This window comes from Actinoplanes sp. TBRC 11911, from assembly GCF_012933445.1.
Taxonomy (GTDB): domain Bacteria; phylum Actinomycetota; class Actinomycetes; order Mycobacteriales; family Micromonosporaceae; genus Actinoplanes.
The window spans coordinates 19,043-39,039 of record NZ_JABBNC010000046.1; the positions used below are offsets into that span (position 1 = coordinate 19,043).

The window sequence follows — 19,997 nt, forward strand, 5'->3', positions numbered from 1 at the left end:
GGAGTCATGATTGCGCCTCCGCCCGACACGCTGCCTCGCGCCATCCAGGCCCGCGGCGTCCGGCACAACACGCTGCGTGACCTCGATGTGGACGTTCCCCTGTGGCGTACGGTCGTGATCGCCGGGGTGTCCGGCTCGGGCAAGACGTCGCTGGCCATGGGCACGCTCTACGCCGAGGGCCTGCACCGGTTCCTGGAGGGCCTGAGCACGTACAGCCGCCGCCGGCTCACCCAGGCGTCGCGGCCCGACGTCGACCGCATCGATCATCTGCCGCCCGCGCTGGCGCTCCGGCAGCGCCCGCCGGTGCCGGGCCCGCGCAGCACGGTCGGCACGATGAGCGAGGTGCTCAACGTGCTACGGCTGATCATGTCGCGGCTCGGCACCCACCGCTGCCCCAACGGCCACGACGTGCCGCCGTCGATCGAGACCCAGGCCATGGGGATCCAATGCCCGGTCTGCGGCGTACGTTTCGAGGCCCCCAGCGCCGAGTCGTTCGCGTTCAACTCGCTCGGCGCCTGCCCGGCCTGCAACGGCATCGGCATCCGCTCCGAGGTCGACCCCGCCACGCTGGTCCCGGACCCGTCGAAGACGATCGCCGACGGCGCCGTCCTGCCCTGGAACGTCGGCGGGCGGCGGCTCAGCATGTACGCGGCCGGCGAGCTTGGCGTCCGGCTCGATGTCCCGTACCGGAAGCTGACCCGCAAGGAGAAAGACTTCGTCCTGTACGGCGCGCCGGTGCAGCAGATCGTCACCGTCTCCGGCCGGGGTGGCCGCCAGGTGCAGCTCAACGTCACCTACGACAACGCGATCACGGCGGCTGCGAAATCGGACAACAGCAAGTATCTGATCTCGCAAACCTGCTCGGTCTGCCACGGCAGCCGGTTGCGCCCGGAAGCGTTGACCTCCCGGCTCGACGGCCGGAACCTGGCCGAGATCAGCGCGCTCGACCTCGATCGTTTGCTCGCTTTCGTGAATTCTTTGCCACCGCTGATGCCGGCCTCCCTGAGCCGCCTGACCACCGGACTGATCGGGGAGCTGACCGGGGCTCTTGTGCCGCTGCTCGACCTCGGTCTGGGCTACCTGGGCCTGGACCGCGCGGGCGCCACCCTGTCCACCGGCGAGCGACAGCGCATCGAGCTGACCTCGACGGTTCGAGCCAACACCACCGGCATGCTGTACGTGCTCGACGAGCCGTCGGTGGGCCTGCACCCGAGCAACGTCGAGGGGTTGCGCAAGACGGTCGCGGCGCTCGCGGGCAACGGCAACTCGGTGGTGATCGTCGAGCACGACCTGGACGTGATCCGCACCGCCGACTGGATCATCGAATTGGGGCCGGGCGCGGGCTCGTTGGGCGGCACGATCGTCGCCGAGGGCACCCCCGACCAGATCCAGAAGAACCGAAAGTCCATCATCGGCCCGTTCCTCGCGGGTAAGCGGACGGTTTCGCGGCCGGTGGCTCCCCTTGATTCGGCCGCGGCATCCGCCCGAATTACCGTGAAAAATCTATATAACTTGCGCGATGTCACGGCGGACTTCCCCATCAACCGGCTGACCGCCCTGGCCGGACCGTCCGGCGCCGGAAAGACCGCCCTCGTGCTGGACAGCCTGATCCCCGCCGCCCGCGCCCACCTGGCCGGCAAGCCACTCCCGCCGCACGTGGAGTCGCTCGACCTGGCCTCGATCCGTCAGGTGGTGGAGATCGACGCCACCCCGATCGGCCTCAACGCCCGCTCGACACCCGCCACCTATTCGGGCGCCCTGGACGCGATCCGCGCCCACTTCGCCGCCGCCTCGCACCTCGCCGCCGGCCACTTCTCGTTCAACACCCGCGAGGGCCAGTGCCCGACCTGCCGCGGCCTGGGCTCCATCGATCTGGACGTGCAGTACCTGCCCGACATCAACGTCGAGTGCCCCACCTGCCACGGCGCAAGATTCAACGACGACACCCTTGCCGTACGCGTCGACGACCTCACCATCGCCGACGTGCTCCAGCTGACCGTCCGGGAGGCCCTGGACCTGTACGCCGACGCCCCGCCGATCGTCCGCCCACTGCGCCCGATCGCCGACGTGGGCTTGGACTACTTGCGCCTGGGCGAGCCCACCCCTTCGTTGTCCGGCGGCGAGTCCCAGCGCCTGCGCATCGCGGCCCGCCTGCGCACCAGCCAGCGCAACGTCCTGTATGTCCTGGACGAGCCCTCGACGGGCCTGCACCCGGTGGACATCGCCACCCTGATCGGCGTCTTCGACCGCCTGTTAGCCGACGGCTCCACCATCGTCGTGATCGACCACGACCTCGACGTGCTGGCCGCCGCCGACCTGCTGATCGACATGGGCCCGGGCGGCGGCCCGGACGGCGGCCGCATCGTCGCCCGCGGCACCCCGGCCGAGGTGGCCGCCAACCCGCACAGCGTCACCGGCCCGTACCTGGCATCCCACCAACGCTGACTCCCGCCGAGTCCGCACCATTCGAAAGCAGCCACCTGCATCGTGGAACCGTTCAGCTTTTTCTCGCGCCGCTCACCCGCGATGAGTTGGCCTTCCGTCGCGGACCTGCGAGGGCCGCCGTCGCTGTGGGGACCCGGGACCTTCCGGCCGTGGCGGGTGCCCACAGCCGGTGGGAGTCGCCGCGGTGTGGGGAACCGCAACCTCCCCCGGCGTCGCGACTCCCCACACCCGGGTGCGGGCGGCCACTGTGGGGAGCTGGGATCTGCCCGGGCCTAGCCGGCGTCGGTTCGCACGGGGACTCCCGGCCAACGGAACCAGCTGAACAGTTCCACTATTCGGAAGAAGGCGCCCGCATCGTGGACGATCGTCCGAATAGGACGGCGATTTTGTCCATCTATGGCAGCTTTTGGAGTGGCCGTTTGCCGCCCGATTTCGAGACCTTGGAGAGCTAAGCCCAGAGCCCACATTCGAGCCACAACTCTCCAAGGTCTCGAAGTTCCCGCCGAAACACCGGAACAAGGCGGCATCAAATGCGGGCGAAAGCTACGAAAGCGAGCGGCTCACCCACGGGCCCCGCATCCCTCTGCCGGATGCGGGGCCGCGCTGCCAAATGGCAACCTCAGGTCGCCTCTCGGACACCTCCAGCCAGCTCCGAGATTCGAGCTGCAAGGGGCGGCATGGGGCACAGACTAGCGTGACTCGTCTCTGCTTGTCTACCTTCGTATCCTCTCGTATCTGATGCTACGGCTACGTACCCCAGTTCGTAGCGTCCCTAGTTGTGAGCCAAAGAGCTGTTCGAGCTGATGGACCCGTGCCGGTCTATGTGCAAATCGCCGACTACATCGAAGGGGACATCAAGGCGGGGCGGCTCCGGGAGCACGACCGCATCCCGACCGAGAGCGACATGCACGCCGAGTGGGGCGTGGCCAGGACGACGGCGCGACGGGCGGTGAATCTGCTCCGAGAGCGAGAGTTGGTCTATACCGTTCCGCAACGCGGCACGTTCGTGACTCCTCAACGGGACAGCCCGGCGGCTGGGTGAGGAGGGTGCGTGGCACTCGGCCGGCCGAGTGCCACGGGACGTTGCCAGCCCGTACATGAGGAATGTGGGTAATGGCTCCCCACAAAGAGGAGCCATCCACCGAAACTCAGTCGATCTGGGGCAGCGCCGGCCCGATGACGTCATCGGCGTCGACGATCGTGTACGCGTACCCCTGCTCCGCCAGGAACCGCTGCCGGTGCGCCGCGTACTCGGTGTCGATCGTGTCGCGCGACACCACCGTGTAGAAGTGCGCCTGCCGGCCGTCCCCCTTCGGGCGCAGCACCCGGCCCAGCCGCTGGGCCTCCTCCTGCCGCGAGCCGAACGTGCCGGACACCTGGATCGCCACCGCCGCCTCGGGCAGGTCGATCGAGAAGTTGCCGACCTTGGAGAGGACCAGGGTGCGCAGCTCACCCGACCGGAACGCGTCGAACAGCCGCTCCCGCTCCTTGTTCGTGGTGGCGCCCTGGATGATCGGGGCGTCCAGGTATTCGCCCAGTTCGTGGAGCTGATCGATATACCCGCCGATGACCAGCACCTGCTCGCCGGGGTGGCGGTCGACCAGGGCGCGGACCACGGGCAGCTTGGTGCGGGCCGTCGCGGCGACACGGTAGCGCTCCTCGGCGTCCGTCATCGCGTACGTCATCCGCTCGTTCTCGGTGAGCGTCACCCGGACCTCGGTGCACTCGGCCGGCGCGATCCAGCCCTGCGCTTCGATGTCCTTCCACGGCGCGTCGTAGCGCTTCGGGCCGATCAGCGAGAACACGTCGCCCTCCCGGCCGTCCTCGCGCACCAGCGTGGCGGTCAGGCCGAGCCGGCGCCGGGCCTGCAGGTCGGCGGTGAAGCGGAAGATCGGCGCGGGCAGCAGGTGCACCTCGTCGTAGATCACCAAACCCCAGTCGCGCGCGCCGAACAGGTCGAGGTGGGTGAACGCGCCGCCGCGACGGGAGGTCAGCACCTGGTACGTCGCGATGGTGACCGGGCGGATCTCCTTGCGCTCGCCGCTGTACTCGCCGATCTCCTCCTCGGTGAGCGACGTGCGGGCGATCAGCTCGCGCTTCCACTGCCGGCCGGCCACCGTGTTGGTCACCAGGATCAGCGTGGTCGCCGACGCGGTGGCCATCGCAGCGGCCCCGACCAGCGTCTTTCCGGCGCCACAGGGCAGCACGACGACTCCCGAGCCGCCCGCCCAGAAACCATCGACGGCTTCCTGCTGGTACGACCGAAGGTGCCACCCGTCCTCGGCGAGCGCGATCTCGTGCGCCTCGCCGTCCACGTACCCGGCCAGGTCCTCGGCGGGCCAGCCCAGCTTGAGCAGCGCCTGCTTGAGGCGCCCCCGCTCGGACGGGTGCACGGCGATGGTCTCGTCGTCGATGCGGTTGCCGAGCATCCCGGCCAGCTTCTTCGACTTGGCCACCTCGATCAGCACGATCTTGTCGAGCCCGCGCAGCACCAGCCCGTGCACCGGGTCGTTGACGAGCTGCAGCCGCCCGTACCGGTCCATCGTCTCGGCGACGTCGACGAGCAGGGCGTTCGGCACCGGGTACCGCGAGAACCGGATCAGCGAGTCGACCACACCCTCGGCGTCATGCCCGGCCGCACGCGCGTTCCACAGCCCGAGCGGCGTCAGCCGGTATGTGTGCACGTGCTCCGGCGACCGCTCCAGCTCGGCGAACGGCGCGATCGCCATCCGACAGGCCTGGGCATCCGGGTGATCAACCTCGAGGAGAAGCGTTTTGTCCGATTGAACGATCAGTGGTCCGTCGCTCACCTGCACAACCCTTCAACGACTTCTAACCGACCCTCCAGTCTGACACGGACTCGCGCAGGGCGTGGGGCGCCGGCTTCGACGTCCAGCTTTTGCCGGTACGGGCTGCCAAAGTCCCGTGCCACTCGGCCGGCTGAGTGCCACGCACCCTCCTCACCCGGCCGCCGGGCTGTCCCGGCGGCAGACCCGGGCAGCACCAGCAGCAGCGCCGGCCGCGTCACCACAGTCCAGATGATCTCCGCGTTGAGCACGGCCCCAGGAAAGCAGAGCCCCACCAACCATGCTCGCACCGGCATCCGTCACGCCACCCGCCGCCCACCACGCCATCCGGCATTAGAGTCCGCCAAGCTCTGCCTCACATATCCGACATTTCAGGTCACGAGTTGGGATCGGCCGGGCCACTGGCCCGCGTGCGGGGCTGCGGCTGTCCGAGCTGCCGGGCCCGGCAGCCGGCCCGCGCCGCTCCCATCAAGTGGGACCAGTGGCCACCTGCTGAGACCGGCGACCACATCCTGGACGGGGCGCCCGCGATATGAGACCCGCGTCCATTATGGAGAGTTTCTTTGTCAGCTAATGCGGCTTTAGTCCAGCGCACTTTCCCCGCCAGATGTGAACCTTGGAGAGTTATGGCTCGTATGTGGGCGCAACTCTCCAAGGTTCGCAAAAAGTCGACGATTCGTCCCCAATGTCCACCTTGTACCTGCTGAACCATCAGCTCACTCGAGCGCCGGTCCGCCGCTTCCATCAAGTGGGACCAGTGGCCACCTGCCGAGACCGGCGACCCTAAACCTCCTCCGGGACCGCCGCCGTGATCCGGTGCAACGCGAACGTATGCAACGTCTCCGTGCGCTCATCCTCCGCGCGCAAATACCCCGCGCTCAGCGACACCGGCCGCACCAACCGCGACAACGTAGCCCCGTGCGAGTCCACATATCCGACCCACACCTTCGCCTTCTCGCGCACCGCCTGCTGCAGCACCGCCATCGCCTCGCTGTGCCGCTGCACCGACGTCAGCCCGGGCACCCCTTGCCCGTTCGCCGCGCGCACGCTGTCGGGCGCCCGCCGAGCGGCCCGCGTGGCGATGTCCCCGCGCCGGATCTGTTCCACCACACCGGCGAGGCGTGGGCCGGCCAGCATCAGCGGCCCGGAATGATCGGCGAGCCTGGTGGCCATCGAACTCCGCGTCGGAGCACGACGAACGGCAGGCCGCGACAACACCGTGGCGCCGCCCGCGTCCTCGGCCACCGGCGCGAACCCCGCCTCCCGCAGCGCCCCCAGCAACCGCGCCACCTGCAGCGGGCTGACCAGCACCGTAGGCGCGATCTGACGCAGGTTCAAAATGGCCAGCCGCTTGTCCGCGAGCACCTCCGCCATCAACGCCGAGTCGTCGCTGCGCAGGTACGAGCCGGCCGAACCGGTGCGCAACCCGCCATGACGGCGTGCGGCGTCGTCGATCATGTACGTCAGGGTCTGTGGCACCGGCGTACGGGAGCGGCGTTTGAAAAGCGTGTGCAGGTCGTTGGCCGTGTAACCGACGTCGAGCGCCTGCCGCACGCTCTCCGCCGTCACCCGGAACACGCTCGCGCCGCCCGCCGACTCCGGTTCGGCCACGACGTCCAGCTCGGCGGCCAGTTCCGGCTCCGGCGGACCGGGCACCACCACGGACAGGTCGGCCTGCACCAGGAAGTGATCGACCGGCGCGGGCAGCAACACGTCCAAGGCCCGGACGGCGTCGCTCGGCGTCGCCGGATTCCCCGGCCGTACGCCCAACGGGTCGCCCTCGTCGACGTCCGGATCTTCGAGCAGGAGCCGCCCGTACGACGTGATGGCGCCCAGCGCGACCACCCCGAGAGCGGCCGCCCCGGACAGCGCGTCCCGATGCGCCGCCTCCCGCCCGCGCGACCGGCGCGGCGCCTGCCAGGCCAGCAGGCCGAGCACCTCGTCCGTTTGCGCCGCCGTGCCCGGTTTGAGGTCGTTCAGCACCAGCAGCGCCTCGCGACGGGCCTGCGGCGCCCCGGCCCGTTCCGCGTCCGGGGCCAGCACGTTGATCGGCCGGTCCCGCTCGTCGCGCTGCCCGACCAGGCTCGGCTGCCGGGTCATCGCCAGCCACGCGCGGGCCAGCGCGGTCCAGCGCTGCGCGATGCTCAGCGCGTGCCACAGGTCATACGACCCGGTGGGCAGGAACGTCTCGTCGACCCCGCCGGACGCCCGGGAGACCGTCACCGACCGGGTGGTCCCGCCGGCCTCGACCTCGCCGATCAGGCCGGCCGCGTACGCCGTTTCCAGCAGCAACGCCGCCATCGGCTCGTCCAGGCCGGCCGCTCGCGCCAAACGCTTCAGGTCCCGTACGCCCAGACCCCCGGCCCGCAACACCGGAGCGGGCTCGGCCGCGAGCGCTTCGAGCAGCGCTTCCGTGCTCCGGACCGCCTCCATCACCTGACCGGCGCCGGCCGAGTCGACTGACTGCGGGTCGCGCGGCGTCCCGTCCGGGATCGGCGGAAACGGCCGCAGCACGCCCAGCGGCCCGGTGTCGCGGCGCAGCAGCATGCCGACCTCGCGGGGCAGCTCGACCAGTTCACCGTCCGCGCGCGGCGCCCGGCCCGCCTCCAGCACCGGCACCAGGATGTGCTGCTCGACCAGCCAGCGCACCGGCTCGACGACGGCCTCCCGGCGCAGCGCCCCGATCGGCGGGCCGGCCGCGAGACGGTCCAGCACGGCACGGGCGGCCGGTGGTGCGGACAACACCGTACGGCGCAGTTTCGCCCGGTCCGCGACCAGCGCGGCGGCCTGCGCGTCCAGGTAGTCGGCGGGACGGCCCAGGCCGGCCGGGTACGGCGAGGTGACCTCGTCGACCGCACCGGCGACCTCGAGCGCGTCCGGGGGCCCGTACAGCAGGAACCGCGCCCGGAGACGGTCGATCGCGACGGAGACGTCGTCCTCGGCGGCCAGCTCCAGGATCGCGGCGACCGAGGTGCGCGCGGTCTCCGCGTCCCGGCTCAGCCGGGCCGCGTCCAGGACCAGCAGGGTGAATTCGTCCAGGCCGTCGAGGCAGCGCGCCACCGAGCCCCGGGACTGGGCCCGGATGGCGAGGGCGGACACGTCGGCCGGAACGGGCACGACGAGGTCGGGGCGCAGTTGGATGAGCGCCCCCAGCGCTTCGTCGGTGAGCGACCGGAGTTGATCGGCGAATGTGGTGGGCATCGTCCTCAACGCTAGCGACCGTGGGACGATAGTGGGGTGTCCGGGCTTCCCCGGACGCCTGGTCAAGAATTGAAAGGGACATCCGTGTCCGTTGAAACAACCCGCAGTGGGGGTGCCGTCGCGCACTCCGCCGAACCCGCCGAGTCGAACGGTGGCCACACGGTCTCCGAGCTCGTGTCCGAGCGCCCGGCCGCGCCGTCGCCGTTCGGCGACGACCAGACCTTTCCGCTTCCGCTGGACCGCGTGAACTACATCCCGCCGACCCAGGCGTGAGCGATGCGGTCGGGTTCGACCTGGATATGACCTTGATCGACTCTCGGCCGGGGATTCACGCGACCTATCGCGCCCTGACCGAGAGGACCGGGGTCTTCGTCGACGCCGACCTCGCGATCAGCCGCCTCGGCCCGCCGCTGCGGAGCGAGTTGGCGCACTGGTTTCCGCCGCCGGACGTCGAGTCCGCGGTCAGCACGTTTCGCTCGCTCTATCCGGACCACGCGATCGCCCCCGCCGTGCCGACCGCCGGCGCTCGCGAGGCGATCGCCGCGGTGCGGGCGATGGGCCTGCGTGTTGTTGTTGTCACATCGAAGCTGGGGCGGCTCGCCGAGCTTCACATGGAACATCTCGGCATGGCCGTCGACGAGATCGCCGGTGACCTGTTCGCCGAGGGCAAGGCCGCCGCGCTGACCGAGCACCGGGTCCGCTGGTACGTCGGGGATCATGTCGGCGACATGATCGCGGCGCGGACCGCGGGGGTGCCGGGCATCGGCGTGACGACCGGGCCGTGCACATTTGACGAGCTCAACGGGGCTGGGGCGAGCTACGTCCTGCCCGATCTCACCGGGCTTCCGGCGTTGCTGCGCGAGATTGCAGTTGGGTCCGGGCCCGCCGCTTAGTTAGCCTTGCGGTGAGCGGATGTTTCCATTGAGTGAAGTTGAGGTCAGCGGTGCCCACGGGTCGAGTGAAGTGGTACGACGCGGCAAAGGGATTCGGGTTCGTCACCAGCGATGAGGGCGGGGATGTCTTCCTGCCCAAGGGCGCGTTGCCGTCCGGTGTGGCCGAGCTGAAGACCGGGCAGCGAATCGAGTTCGGCGTGGTGGACAGTCGTAAGGGCGCGCAGGCCATGGGCGTCAAGCTGATCGATGCGCCGCCGTCCTTGGCGGAGCTGCGTCGCCGTCCGGCGGAAGAGTTGCACGGCATGATCGAGGACATGATCAAGGTGCTCGAGTCGCAGGTGCAGCCCGGGCTGAGCCGCGGGCGGCACCCCGACAAGAAGACGGCGCAGAAGATCGCGCAGCTGGTCCACGCGGTAGCGAAAGAGTTCGAAGTCTAAATTTAGATAAACGGTTTTACCGCAGGCGTGATACCCGCCGCCGCCGACCGCTGCAACAGTGCGTCGGCGGCGGCGAGCCCTTCCCGGCCCAGATCCAGCGTGAACTCGTTCACGTACAGGTCGATGTGCTGCTGCACCACGTCCGGCTCCATCTCCTGGGCGTTCGCCAGGACGAAGTCGCGGCTCGCGGCGGGGTCGGCCCAGGCCATGCTGACCGACTTGCGGATCCACTCGGTGGCCTCGGCCGGATCGACAACGCCCTTCCTGGCGAGGATGGCGCCCAGCGGGATCGGCAGGCCGGTGTCCGCCTCCCACCAGTCGCCCAGGTCGGCGAGCGACACCAGGCCGTAGCGCTGGTACGTGAAGCGGGCCTCGTGGATCACCAGGCCGACGTCGTAGCGGCCCTCGGCCACCCCCGGCATGATCTGGTGGAACGGCACCACCTCGATGCTCGCCGGCGTCTTGCCCTGCGCCCACAGCCGGAACAGCAGGTACGCCGTGGTGCGGTCGCCGGGCACCGCGACGGTGGCGCCGTCGAGGTCCTGCGCGGCGTCGCGGCCGAGCACCAGCGGGCCGGCCCCGCGACCGAGCGCGCCCCCGGTGGGCAGCAGCTCGTAGTCGTCGAGCAGCCACGGCAGTGCCGCATAGCTCACCTTCACCAGGTCGAACTCGCCTCGCTCGGCGGCCGTGTTTGTCACATCGACGTCCGCGAAGGTCAGATCGATCCCCGGCGCGTCCGGAATCAGCCCGTGCACGAGCGCGTGGAAGACGAAGGTGTCATTGGGACACGGGGAGACCGCCAATGAAAGAGCCATGCCCTCACGCTAGTGATGCGGACGGATCATGCGGTGGAGCCGCGCCTGTCGACCCGCACACATCCGTGAAGTTATCCACAGGCTGTCCACAGGGCGGCCGAAGCTGTGGATAATGCCTCCATCGCCTCCCGGAAGCGCCATTTGTCGCGGTCACGGGGGCCGACCGGGTTGGAGACGGTCCGCATTTCAAGGAATGGGATTTCCGCAGTGGCAATTCCCACTCCGTAACCCTCCATAGCCTCCGCAACCGCGTCCGGGAAACGCGCCATGAGACGGTCGGCGGTCGCCGCCGTTCCGGTCACCGTGCTGAGCGTGAGGATGTCGCCGACGATCGCCGTGGGCAGTGCGCCGGTGACCGCCTTGAGCAGCGCGGCGTCCGATTCCACGACGCTGGTGCCGAAGCCCAGCTCGTCGACGGTGAGGAAGCCGTCGGGCGACTCGGCGCCCAGGTCGGCGGCGATGCTGCGGGTGCCGATCACGGTGGCGCCGACCGCCGCGCGCCCGGCGAACCCGCCGGCGATGCCGGCCGAGACGACCCCCCGGAACTGCCGCGTGGCCAGCAGTTTCCCCGTACGCGCCGCCGCCGCGGCCGGGCCGACCCCGACGACCTCGACAACGATCCGTTGACCCGTGGCCGTGGAAAGCACGGCATCGGCGTCCGCGGCCAGGCCGGCCCGCACGGCATCGGCTTCCGCGGTCGTGGGCAGGCCGGCTCGTACGGCATCGCCGTCCGCGGCTGTGGCCAGGCCGGCGCGCACGGCATCGGCTTCCGCGGCCACCGCGGTGACCACGAGCAGCGGGTGGGGCATCAGGCGTCCTCCTCAGGAGCGTTGGTGCCGTTGGTGGAGGGCCGGCCCGCCGACGAGGGCCGATAGACGTGGAAGCCGGGCGGGGCGAGCGCCGGGTCGGGCTTGACCTCGGGCTTGACCTCGGTGGTCGTCGGCTCCGGTGGCGGCGGAGGAGGCATTTCGGTCTTTTTGCGTCGGCCGAAGCGGCGCTTACCGTCCGACGGCGGCTCGACCAGCGTCTTGTCCAGGTTCCGCTCGCCGTCCGCCGGCCCCGAGGTGCGGCTGCGGGGACCCGGGTTCGGTCGCGACCGGGTCGGAACGGTCGGGGCCTCAGGCCACGGATCCGCAGGCGTTTTCTCGTCCGGCTTCGGCTCCGCGGAATCCGCGGCCGGCGCGTCCACCCGCCCACTCAGCCGTTCACTGTGGAGTCGGGCGGCCACCAGCCCCGCGCGTATCGCACCGGCGATCGCGAGGATCGCGGCCAGCGCCACACCCGTCCGCCCGCCCAGCGGCAGCAGACCGATGCCGCCGCCGAGCACGAACGCGATCATGAGGACCGTCTCCGAGTGGGCGAAGGCGCTGGCCCGCAGGCGTTCCGGCACTCGTTCCTGGATGCTCGCGTCGACGGCCAGCTTGGAGATGCCGCTGAAGATCGACGTGATCAGGGCGAACAGCGCCACCATCAACAGGCTGTAGAAGACCGTGGCCGCCACCGCGGCGGCGGCCGACACCATCAGGCCGGCCGATTGGAGAGCCAGCGGGCGGCGGATGGCCAGCCGGGTGCCGGCCGCGGTGGACAGGAACGTGCCGACCGCGAGCGCGCCACCGATCACCCCGATCGCGGCCTTGCGCCCGATGTCGTGGCCGAGCACCGTGGTGTCGAGCTGGTTCGCGGCGATCACGAAGGCCAGGAAGAGCAGCGTGAAGCCGTAGAGCAGGCGCAGGCTGGCACTGCCGAGCAGCGTCGAGATCACCAGGCGGTTGGCCAGCGGACGGTCCTCGGCACGGCCCAGTCGCAGCATGGTGCGCCACCAGTGCGGGACGGCCTCGGGCGGGTCGGAGTCGGCGCGTGGCGGCAGCCGCAGCGCGATCACCACGCCGACCACGAAGATGACCGCGGACACCCGCAGCGACCACTCCGGCCCGATCTTGAAGGCGAGCAGGCCGATCGGGGCGACCACCGCGCCGGCGAACGTGCCGTAGACGCTGGCACGCGCGTTCACCTGGGACAACCCGACGCCCTCGGGCAGCAGTCTGGGCACCGCCGCCGAGCGGGCCACACCGTACGCCCGGGAGAGCGCGAGCACCCCGAAGGCGGCGGGGTAGAGGACCCAATCGGTCAGGTTGCCGGCCAGCACGTACGCCAGGAACGCCCGGCCCAGGAAGGTGAGCGCCAGAGCGTACCGCCGGCCGTGCCGGAAGTGGTCGAGGATCGGGCCGACCACGGGCGCCAGCAGCGCGAACGGGATCATCGTGATCAGCAGGTAGAGCGCCACCTTGCCGCGCGCCTCGCCGAGCGGGACGTTGAAGAAGATGGTGCCGGCCAGGCCGATCGCGACGAGCGCGTCGCCCGCGCTGGACAGGGCGTGCAGGTCGAAGAGCCGGATCATGCCGATCTCGTTGGCGGCGCCCTTGGCGCGCGCGGTCCCGACCCGGCGGGTGGCCCACGCCCCACTACGCACCGAGCCGCGCAGCAGCAGCCGCGTCGCTTTGACACCGGTGCCGACGGCGCGTCCGAGACTGGGAAGCAGCGGCATGAAACCCATCCTGACTGATCGGGGCGAGCGATGTCTCTCCGGCGGCACCCGGATCTGGGGAGTCGCTGCGGTACTTCCATCTTGGTAGGGGACAATGGATGCGTGACGACCAGGACCACGACCCGCGCCGCCCGTCTCGACCAGGTTTGCGCCGATGCGGTGGGGGTCGCACGTGGAGCGATCACCGAGGTGGACCCGAGCGACGTCGGCGAGCACCTCGAGGCCATCGCCGAGGGCGACCGTGTCGTTACCCACTTTTTCGAGAGCCACCTCGACGGCTACCGCGGCTGGCGGTGGGCGGTCACGGTGACCAGGGTCCCCCGCAGCCGGCACGTGACAGTGTGCGAGACGGTGCTGCTGCCCGGCCCGGACGCCCTGCTCGCCCCCGGGTGGGTGCCGTGGAACGAGCGGGTCCAGCCCGGCGACCTCGGTGTGGGCGATCTCATGCCGACCGCGCCGGACGACGACCGCCTCGCCCAGGGCTACGTGCTCAGCGACGACCCCGCCGTGGAGGAGGTCAGCTGGGAGCTCGGCCTCGGCCGGTCCCGGGTGATGTCCCGCGAGGGCCGCATCGACACCGCCCAGAGGTGGTATGACGGGGACTCCGGCCCCGAGGCACCGATCGCGGTGGCCGCGCCCCGCAACGCGCGCTGCGGCACCTGCGGCTTCTACCTCCCGCTGGCCGGCTCGATGCGGGCCATGTTCGGCGTCTGCGGCAACCTGTACGCCCCGGACGACGGTCGCGCCGTGAGCGCCGACCACGGCTGCGGCGCGCATTCCGAAGCGCTGCTGGGCACGGCCGAGCAGCCGGTCGAGGAGCTGCCGACGGTCTACGACGACAGCGAGGTCGAGTCGGTCGCGGTGAGCCGCGGCCACGGCTCGGTCGAGTCAGGCGAGCCGGCCGAGGATTACGGCCACAGCTAAGAGTTCGAGGGCTCGGTCACTTCCGTCACGCGGAACTCCGGGTGCGTCAGCGCTCGGCGGCGCTTGCGGTTGCGGTCGTGCACGATCATCGTGAGCAGCCCCGGGATGCCGACCAGGACGCCCGCGATGCACGTCTCCACCCAGCGCTGCGGCGCGTCCGCCAGCCAGACGACCAGCGTCGCGATCGCGAACCCGGCGATCCCCGCCAGCGCGAACGGGATCATCGGGGGGTCGACCGGCTCGACTCGAGGCTTCCGCTCATTCACACCTAGAGAATAGTTCGTGATCGACCTGTCACTCCGCCGTGTCTGCCACGTTCATCGGGTTTGACAACATCCGCCCCGGAACGCAGCAGATGGCGGAAAGGGCCTCATGAATTTTCTCGATCGATACTTCGAGATCTCGTCTCGGGGATCGACCCTCGGGCAGGAGATACGCGGCGGTCTCGCCACCTTCTTCACGATGGCCTACATCGTGGTCCTCAACCCGCTGATCTTAGGTTCGGGCGTCGATGCCACCGGGGGCAAGCTGCCGATCCAGGCGCTCGCCGCGGGCACGGCGCTGGTCGCGGGTGTCATGACGATCCTCATGGGCGTGGTCGCGCGGTTCCCGCTCGCGCTGGCCGCCGGGCTCGGCGTGAACGCGCTCGTAGCGTACGAAATCGCCCCGGAGATGACCTGGGCCGATGCGATGGGCCTGGTGGTGATCGAGGGTGTCCTGATCACGATTTTGGTGCTCACCGGCCTTCGAACGCTGGTCTTCCGGGCCGTGCCGACGCAGCTCAAGACCGCGATCGGGGTCGGCATCGGCCTGTTCCTGATGATCATCGGGCTGGTCGACGCGGGTTTCGTGCGGCGCGTGCCGGACGCGGCGAACACCACGGTCCCGGTTCAGCTCGGCAACGGCGGGACGCTGCAGGGCTGGCCGTCGCTGGTGTTCGTCCTCGGTCTGCTCTTCACATTGGTCCTCTTCGTGCGGAAGGTGAAGGGCGCGATCCTGATCGGCATCCTGGGCAGCACGGTTCTCGCGATCGTCGTGGAGGCGGTCGCGCACCCCAAGGGCTGGTCGCTCAACGTGCCCGAGTTACCGAAGCAGATCGTGGACACGCCGGACCTCTCCCTGATCGGCCACTTCAACGTGCTCGACTCCTGGTCCCGGGCCGGGTGGCTGGTCGTGATCATGTTCGTCTTCAGCCTGCTGATCACGGACTTCTTCGACACGATGGGCACGATGGTCGCGGTGGGTCAGGAGGCCGGGCTGATCGACGAGCAGGGCACTCCCCCGCGTACCCGGGAGATCCTGCTGGTCGACTCCATCGCGGCAGCTGCGGGTGGCGCCGGCAGCGTCTCCAGCAACACGTCGTTCATCGAGAGCGCCGCGGGCGTCGGGGAGGGCGCCCGCACCGGCGTCGCGAACCTGGTCACCGGAGCGATGTTCCTGCTCGCCATGTTCCTGTCGCCGCTGGTCCGGGTGGTCCCGTTCGAGGCGGCGTCGACGGCCCTCGTGGTGGTCGGGTTCCTGATGATGATGTCGGTGCGGCAGATCGACTGGACCGATTACACGATCGCCGTCCCGGCCTTCCTGACGATCACGCTGATGCCGTTCACCTACTCGATCTCCAACGGCATCGGCGCGGGCGTCATCTCGTACGTGATCCTCAAGGGCGCCACCGGCCGGTCGCGCGAGATTCACCCCATCCTGTACGGCGTGGCGGTGCTCTTCGTTCTCTATTTCTTCCGGGGGCCGCTGGAATCCTGGATCCTCTAAAATGCCTGCCACCGGGCGTGTCCGGCACGCCCGGTGACGGCGGTCATACGCGAATCAAATGTCGTTAGCCATGCTCATTAGCTAAGCTAAGAATCGTGATGGAGTGGCCGGTGGTGACGGAGCGAGTGGCAGCGGACGAGCTGGCCAAGACGCTGCGTGAAGCCATCCAGCGGCTCACCCGGCGGGTCCGGCAGGCCCGCCCGGTCGGAGATCTCACGTTCAGCCAGCTCTCCGCCCTGACCAGCCTTCAGCTGGCGGGCGCGCTGACCCCCCGGGAGCTCGCCGACACCGAACGGGTGCAGCCGCCGACGATGACCAAGATCGTCGGAAAGCTGGAGCAGCGCGGTCTGGTCGTGCGCACCCCGCACCCGACCGATGGACGACAGGTCATCCTGTCGCCCACCGAGCAGGGCCGGGCCGTGTACGCCCAGTTCGAGAAGGCACGCAACGAGTGGCTGGCCGGGCAACTGGCCGGGCTGACGCCCCAGGAACGAGAGACCCTGGAGCAAGCCGCCAAGATCATGCAGAAGGTCGCCAAAGCCTGATCGGTCCTTCGGTCGCCGCGCTTCGTCACACGACGATGACGCGTACGCCCGAAGGGGGCACAGCCCACAGTGCAGGCAGTGCTGAGCACGACATTCCGGTCCTTGACCGTCCGCAACTACCGTCTTTTCGCCACCGGGCAGCTCGTGAAGCTGGTCGGCGTGTGGATGATGTTCACCGCCCAGGACTGGCTGGTCCTCAGCCTCTCGAACAACTCACCCGCGGCGCTGGGCGCGACGTCCGCCCTGCAGTTCACGCCGGTCCTGCTGCTCACCCTCTGGGGTGGCCGGCTGGCCGACCGGTACGACAAGCGCAAGTTACTCGTCGTCGCGAACACGGCCTTCGCGATCACCGCGATCGTCTTCGCGGTCCTCGTGGCGTCCGGTGTGGTCGTTCTGTGGCACGTGTTCCTGTTCGCCGGCCTGCTCGGCATCGCAAACTCGATCGAGACCCCGGTACGCCAGTCGTTCGTCTCCGAGCTGGTGGAGAACCGTCTGCTGCCGAACGCGCTGGCCCTGTCGGCGGCGACGTTCAACACGGCTCGTATCGGTGGTCCCGCTCTTGCGGGTGTCGCGCTCGCGGTCCTGCACACCGGGCCGGTGTTCCTGGTGGCCACGGTGCTGGCGGTCGCCCCGATCTTCACGTACACGTCGATGCGCCCGGCCGAGCTCTTCCGCTCCGAGCACGCGACCAAGAAGGACGCCCGGATCCTGGACGGCCTGCGCTACGTCCGTAAGCGCCACGACCTGCTGCTCCCGCTATCCCTGATGGCCGTCGTCGGCATGATCGGCTTCAACTTCCCGGTCACCCTGGCCGCCCTCGCGAAAATCAACTTCCACGCCGGTCCGTCAACCTTCGGCCTGCTCACCACGAGCCTGGCGGTGGGCGCGCTGGGCGGGGCGCTGGCGGGCAGTGCGCGGCGGGCACGTCCCGGCGCGTACGTGGTTCTCGGAGCGGCGATCGCCTTCGGACTTCTGGAGTTCGTCGTCGGATTCGCGCCGAGCTTCGTGATCGCGATGGCCATCCTGGTCCCCACCGGTTTCTTCTCCATCTACCTGGCCCAGGCCGCGAACCACCGGGTCCAGATGGGCGTGGCGCCCGAGTATCGGGGCCGGGTGATGGCGTTGTACGTGCTGGTGTTCCTCGGCACGACCCCGATCGGCTCGTCCCTGGCCGGCTGGTGGGGCGACCGCTACGGCGTCCCGTCGAGCATCTGGCTGGCGGGGTTGGTCTGCTTCGTCGCCGGCGTCGCGGCCGTGATCTGGCAGCTCCGCATCAGCGGCGACCGGCTGTCGCTGCACCTGCGCCCGTACCCCAAGCTGACCCTGACCCACGCCGAGGCCATGCCCGCCGCGGAGACCGTGCCCCAGGCCGAGACCCTGGCCGCCACGGAGACCGTGCCCCAGGCCGAGACCCTGCCCGCCGCGGAGACCGTGCCCCAGGCCGAGACCCTGCCCGCCACGGAGACCGTGCCCCAGGCCGAGACCGGGACTTCCGCCGAGGGGCCGGACCAGCGGAAAGTGCAAGTTGCACACTCGGGATGACCTATTTGGCTGGACAGACTTGTCTGTCTAGCCAAACCCGAACGGGTGGACCTTGAGGGTTGGCAGACCCGCTCGGCCGATCGGGTATTCCCGCCCTTGAGGTGAAGGCTTAGCGTCGAGGACGTGGCCATCGCACAGATTGTTGTGTTTTCTTCGGCGTTGGTGACGTTGCTCGGGCTGCCGTGCGCCGTCACCGCGGTCCGCCGTGTCGACGACCTGGCCCGTCGTCGCCTCTGGGCAGTGCATCGCGAAGAAGACAACCGGGCCCTGCGCGAGCTCGACCGCGCGTTCCACGGCATCGACACCTGCGAAATGCTGGCCGCCCTCAAGGCCGCATCCCTCGATCAGATCGCCCACGACCTGCGCCGGCTCAACCGGGTACGCCGCACCGAAGTGGCCCACTCCCCTTCGTGGCGCAAGGACGCCGTCGAGCGGGCCTACGACCTGCGGCTCTGCCTGGCATGCGAGTGCCTGGGCGTGGACGAGCACCTGACCCCGCTGGAGGGCATCGACCGCGAGCTGGAGCGCCTGCGCGTCGAGGGCCAGCTCCAGAAGGCCGGCCTCACGCTGCACGCCTGAGGGCGCACGGTCGTCAGTTCGCGCGCACCAGGACCGTATATCGCGGCACCGGCGCACGGGCCAGCCGGCGCAACCGGCGGATGCGCGACGGGCCGTACACGATCACGTGCCGATCAGCCAACCTGCACCTCCCCGCGCCCGCTGTCCGGTCATTGTGACGCGGCGACGCCCGGATCTCTATCCAGGTTGGACGCGGTCCGGATCGAGCGGCCGCAGCGCACCGGCCAGCGGCATCGCGACGACGAGCAGAACCGCCACCGCCAACAGCGCCCGCAGCACCGTCACGTGGTCGCCCAGGAAGCCGACCAGCGGCGGACCGCCCAGGAACGCGCAATACCCGATCGACGCGACCACGCTCACCCGGGGCGCCGCGTGTGCCGGGTCGTCGGCGGCCGCACTCATGCCGACCGGGAAGCCCAGCGACGCTCCCAAACCCCAGAGCAGCACGCCGGCGAATGCCACGCCGGTGGCCGGACCGAAGACGTACAGCGCCAGCCCGGCGATGCCGCACACGGCGAGCGCCCGCAGCACCGGCACGCGCCCGAAGCGATCCAGCAACGGCGGTCCGAACCAGCGCCCGGCGGTCATCGCGGCCAGGAACAACGCGAACGCCAGCGAGCCGACCCAGGCGGCCGTCCCGTACCCGTCGATCATCGAGACGCTGATCCAGTCGATGCCGGCGCCCTCGGTGAAGGCGAAGGCCAGCACAAACACTCCGATCAGGACGGTACGGGGTTCACGCCAGTAGGCGAGTGCCCGGCTCAGGCGTCCCGAGGTCACCGGCGCGGTCGAACCCACCAACGTCGGATCCGACGGGGTGACGGCCGGCGCGGGTCCGGCGTCATCCGGCAGGAAAGCCCGCACCGACACGATCACGATCACCGCGGAGATCACCGCCGCGGCGACCAGGTGGGCCGAAACAGAGAGGTGTAACGCCACCGCGGCGGCGCCGACCAGGGCCCCCGCCACCGTCCCGACACTGAAGCCCGCGTGATAGCGCGGCAGAATCGCCCGGCCCAGCCGCCGTTCCACCATCGCGCCCTGCACGTTCATCGCGACGTCCCAGGCCCCGTTCGCGAAGCCGAAGAAGAACAGTCCGAGCACCACCGGCGGGATACCCAGGTGATATCCCAGCGCGGCGCCGCTGAGGGCAACCACGAGGAGGGCCGCCATCGTACGGACCGTGGCCCGCGATCCGAACCGCGCCACGATGTGCCCGGCCATCAGCAACGAGACGATCGAGCCGAGCGCCAGCGAGAGCAGCACCAGCCCCAGCCGCGACGGGCTCAGGTGCAGCTCGTCGCGGATCTGCGGAATCCGGGACGCCCAGCTCGCGGTGGCGAACCCGGACAGGCCGAAGGCCGCGTAGACGGCACGGGAGGCGGCCCGCACCTCGGGCGCGGTGTCAACGGCGGTGGTCATGGGCGACTCCCCCGGGCTCGGGCCTCGAACGTCACGGGCGGTCACCGGATCGACGGAATGCTCGATCACATCCCG

The 19,997-nt window shown here is 69.9% G+C and carries 17 protein-coding genes; 10 read left to right on the forward strand and 7 right to left on the reverse strand.

Translation table 11 applies throughout. The features are described 5' to 3' along the window. Positions 1 to 6 precede the first annotated feature (6 nt). The gene (locus tag HH310_RS38960; RefSeq protein WP_169180780.1) at positions 7 to 2,445 is read left to right on the forward strand and encodes an excinuclease ABC subunit UvrA; all 2,439 of its coding nucleotides are present in this window, start codon (positions 7 to 9) and stop codon (positions 2,443 to 2,445) included. Positions 2,446 to 3,256: 811 nt separating this feature from the next. After that, a complete protein-coding gene (locus tag HH310_RS38965; RefSeq protein WP_312034604.1) occupies positions 3,257 to 3,487 on the forward strand; it encodes a winged helix-turn-helix domain-containing protein in 231 nt (76 codons plus the stop codon). 106 nt (positions 3,488 to 3,593) lie between these two features. Here HH310_RS38965 and HH310_RS38970 read toward each other — a convergent pair whose 3' ends face one another. After that, positions 3,594 to 5,255 (reverse strand): DNA repair helicase XPB, encoded by a 1,662-nt coding sequence (locus HH310_RS38970; RefSeq protein ID WP_169180782.1) that lies wholly within the window; start codon positions 5,253 to 5,255, stop codon positions 3,594 to 3,596. Positions 5,256 to 6,035: 780 nt separating this feature from the next. Beyond that, the gene (locus HH310_RS38975; RefSeq protein ID WP_169180783.1) at positions 6,036 to 8,453 is read right to left on the reverse strand and encodes a helicase-associated domain-containing protein; all 2,418 of its coding nucleotides are present in this window, start codon (positions 8,451 to 8,453) and stop codon (positions 6,036 to 6,038) included. 84 nt (positions 8,454 to 8,537) lie between these two features. Here HH310_RS38975 and HH310_RS38980 point away from each other — a divergent pair, with 84 nt between their 5' ends. Genes HH310_RS38980 through HH310_RS38990 form a run of 3 tightly spaced genes read left to right on the forward strand, consistent with a single transcriptional unit; the run spans position 8,538 to position 9,783 of the window. Further along, positions 8,538 to 8,726 carry a hypothetical protein gene (locus HH310_RS38980; RefSeq protein WP_169180765.1) on the forward strand — a complete coding sequence of 63 codons (189 nt, stop codon included), beginning with the start codon at positions 8,538 to 8,540 and terminating at the stop codon, positions 8,724 to 8,726. Then, entirely contained in the window at positions 8,723 to 9,346 is a 624-nt protein-coding gene (locus HH310_RS38985; protein ID WP_312034605.1) for an HAD family hydrolase, read from the forward strand. Before HH310_RS38980 ends, HH310_RS38985 begins: the two co-directional genes overlap by 4 nt. A 50-nt stretch (positions 9,347 to 9,396) precedes the next feature. Continuing rightward, positions 9,397 to 9,783 carry a cold shock domain-containing protein gene (locus HH310_RS38990; RefSeq protein ID WP_169180784.1) on the forward strand — a complete coding sequence of 129 codons (387 nt, stop codon included), beginning with the start codon at positions 9,397 to 9,399 and terminating at the stop codon, positions 9,781 to 9,783. Positions 9,784 to 9,785: 2 nt separating this feature from the next. Here HH310_RS38990 and HH310_RS38995 read toward each other — a convergent pair whose 3' ends face one another. The 3 genes from HH310_RS38995 to HH310_RS39005 form a co-directional block, all read right to left on the reverse strand. Then, the gene (locus HH310_RS38995; protein ID WP_169180785.1) at positions 9,786 to 10,598 is read right to left on the reverse strand and encodes a 1,4-dihydroxy-6-naphthoate synthase; all 813 of its coding nucleotides are present in this window, start codon (positions 10,596 to 10,598) and stop codon (positions 9,786 to 9,788) included. A gap of 71 nt (positions 10,599 to 10,669) precedes the next feature. Further along, positions 10,670 to 11,407, reverse strand: a complete 738-nt coding sequence (locus tag HH310_RS39000; protein ID WP_169180786.1) for a futalosine hydrolase — start codon at positions 11,405 to 11,407, stop codon at positions 10,670 to 10,672. Then, complete coding sequence (locus HH310_RS39005) at positions 11,407 to 13,143, reverse strand: MFS transporter (protein ID WP_169180787.1); 1,737 nt, start codon at positions 13,141 to 13,143, stop codon at positions 11,407 to 11,409. Before HH310_RS39005 ends, HH310_RS39000 begins: the two co-directional genes overlap by 1 nt. 30 nt (positions 13,144 to 13,173) lie before the next feature. Between HH310_RS39005 and HH310_RS39010 the strand changes: the two genes are divergently transcribed. Next, on the forward strand, positions 13,174 to 14,067 hold the full coding sequence (locus HH310_RS39010; RefSeq protein ID WP_169180788.1) for a DUF3027 domain-containing protein: 894 nt from the start codon (positions 13,174 to 13,176) through the stop codon (positions 14,065 to 14,067). Here HH310_RS39010 and HH310_RS39015 read toward each other — a convergent pair. Continuing rightward, positions 14,064 to 14,333: a DUF2530 domain-containing protein gene (locus tag HH310_RS39015; RefSeq protein ID WP_312034607.1), complete on the reverse strand. Its 270-nt coding sequence runs from the start codon at positions 14,331 to 14,333 to the stop codon at positions 14,064 to 14,066. The genes HH310_RS39010 and HH310_RS39015 overlap by 4 nt on opposite strands. Before the next feature lie 106 nt (positions 14,334 to 14,439). Here HH310_RS39015 and HH310_RS39020 point away from each other — a divergent pair, with 106 nt between their 5' ends. The 4 genes from HH310_RS39020 to HH310_RS39035 all read left to right on the forward strand — a co-directional run bounded on the left by HH310_RS39020 (position 14,440) and on the right by HH310_RS39035 (position 18,500). Further along, entirely contained in the window at positions 14,440 to 15,834 is a 1,395-nt protein-coding gene (locus tag HH310_RS39020; protein ID WP_169180789.1) for an NCS2 family permease, read from the forward strand. A gap of 98 nt (positions 15,835 to 15,932) precedes the next feature. Then, positions 15,933 to 16,379, forward strand: coding sequence for a MarR family winged helix-turn-helix transcriptional regulator (locus HH310_RS39025; protein ID WP_169180824.1), 447 nt, complete (start codon positions 15,933 to 15,935; stop codon positions 16,377 to 16,379). A gap of 78 nt (positions 16,380 to 16,457) precedes the next feature. Then, the gene (locus HH310_RS39030; RefSeq protein ID WP_312034608.1) at positions 16,458 to 17,921 is read left to right on the forward strand and encodes an MFS transporter; all 1,464 of its coding nucleotides are present in this window, start codon (positions 16,458 to 16,460) and stop codon (positions 17,919 to 17,921) included. 123 nt (positions 17,922 to 18,044) lie between these two features. Next, positions 18,045 to 18,500, forward strand: a complete 456-nt coding sequence (locus HH310_RS39035) for a hypothetical protein (protein WP_169180790.1) — start codon at positions 18,045 to 18,047, stop codon at positions 18,498 to 18,500. A gap of 177 nt (positions 18,501 to 18,677) precedes the next feature. Here the strand turns inward: HH310_RS39035 and HH310_RS39040 are convergent, their stop codons facing one another. Beyond that, the gene (locus tag HH310_RS39040) at positions 18,678 to 19,922 is read right to left on the reverse strand and encodes an MFS transporter (RefSeq protein WP_169180791.1); all 1,245 of its coding nucleotides are present in this window, start codon (positions 19,920 to 19,922) and stop codon (positions 18,678 to 18,680) included. Between the last annotated feature and the right edge of the window lie 75 nt (positions 19,923 to 19,997).